This window comes from Rhodoplanes tepidamans (assembly GCF_030813915.1).
Taxonomy (GTDB): Bacteria; Pseudomonadota; Alphaproteobacteria; order Rhizobiales; family Xanthobacteraceae; genus Rhodoplanes; species Rhodoplanes tepidamans.
The window spans coordinates 1-1,630 of record NZ_JAUSUJ010000056.1 but is presented as its reverse complement, the minus strand read 5'-3'; the positions used below and the strand labels follow the sequence as shown (position 1 = coordinate 1,630).

The following is a 1,630-nucleotide window of genomic DNA, read 5'->3' as shown; positions in this document are numbered from 1 at the left end:
GTGGCCGTCGCGGTCAGCGTCTCGGAGGTGCGGCGCATCTCGCCGGCCGCGGAGCCGAGCGCCTCGAGCGCCGCGCCGATGCCGGCCTCGAACTCCGCGATGGCGTGCTCGATCGCCTGCTGGCGATGGCCGGCCTGATCGCGCCGCTTCTGCTGCTCCGCCTCGATGCGGGCCTTCTCCAGCGCGTTCTGCTTGAAGGTGGCGAGCGCGGCGGCGAGGCTGCCGATCTCGTCGGTGCGGTCGTGATAAGGAACCTCGACCGAGAGGTCGCCGTCGGCGACCTTCATCATGGCGCCCTGGATTCCCTGCAGCGGGCGGATCACCCGGCGGCTGACGATGGCGAGCCCGCCGGCGGCCAGCGCCAGCGCGCCGATCAGCAGCGCCAGGCTGACGACCAGGTTGGTGCGCGCCGCGGCGACCTGCGCCTGGGCGTGATCTCGGGCGACGTCGAGCGCGGTCTCCGGAATCGCCGCGACGAGATCGAGACGCGGCACCGAGTCGGAACGCCACTCGCTCGCCCCGACGGTGATCGGCTCGCCGCCGCCGATCATCGCGGCGATGCGGTCGCGCTTGGCGACGAAGGACGGATCGAAACAGCTGCGTTTCGCGGTTTCGATCGCCCGGGTGGCGGGCGACTGCGGTGCCAGGCCGAAGCGGATGCGATCGAGAATGTCCCAGCCGGCGGCGGCGCGGGCGATCGAGTCGGCGAGCTTCTGGCGGGCGGGCGCCTCGAGGTGCCGCTTGAACGCGAGCGCGTTGGAGATCGTCGCCGAGATGTCGCCGAAGTCGCTGCGGATCATCCAGCCGGCGTCCTTGACCATCATCAGCTGGTCGATGACGGCGTCCTGGCCGCGGGCGATCAGGTCGAGCGACTCGTTGATCCGCGGGATCCGGTCGAGCAGCGCGTCGGTCGTCGCCTGCAGCTCGCGGCCGAGCGTCGGCCGGCGGTCCCGTTTCGGCTTCCTGATGTCCGCCGCGGCCTCCTGGTCGAGGGTGGCGAGCGTGTCGGCGAGCCGCGACAGATCGCGAACGGCCTCCTCGCGGCCGGGAAACGCGATCGTCGGCAGCCGGCGCAGCGCGCTCCGCAGGGACTCCATCCCGACCGATCGCGACTGCTCGATCTGGGCGAGCTCGTTGGTGGTCGACTGGCCCTCGACATTGAGGGCCCGGACGGCACGGGATCGGTTCAGACGAATGTTCGCCATCGCCCGGAACAGGTCGCGCGACACCTCGGAGACGTCGGCGAGACGGCTCGCGGTCGCGTGGATGCGCCAGGCGTCGACGGCGCTGTTGGCGAGGACGAGGACGATCACGGTCGCCATGACGGCGATGACGGATGTCAGAAGAGCATTGGACGAAATACGGGACGACATCGGCAGCCCCCATCTTATTACCTCCGCATCATCGACCTTACTCCTTAAGTGCTAGTGAAGTTCGCGCGGTCCGCGGGCCGCCGCGGCCCCGCCACACTGCCCGCTGCCGCGCGGCCTGACGCCAAAAAAGCGAAAGCCGGCGGTCTCGCGACCGCCGGCTTGTTCACGAGGATCGGTGCGATCGGCGCCGCCGCTCGGGCGGCGCGGATCTTGTCGAGCAGGCGCCGCTCAGGCGGCGCGGATCTTCTCCAGAAAGC

1 protein-coding gene is annotated in these 1,630 nt (G+C 70.5%); it reads right to left on the bottom strand.

Annotation, left to right across the window (positions count from 1 at the left end):
- The coding region (locus tag J2S22_RS30815; protein WP_307155922.1) for a HAMP domain-containing protein at positions 1-1,322 on the bottom strand (1,322 nt) is incomplete at its 3' end.
- Between the last annotated feature and the right edge of the window lie 308 nt (positions 1,323-1,630).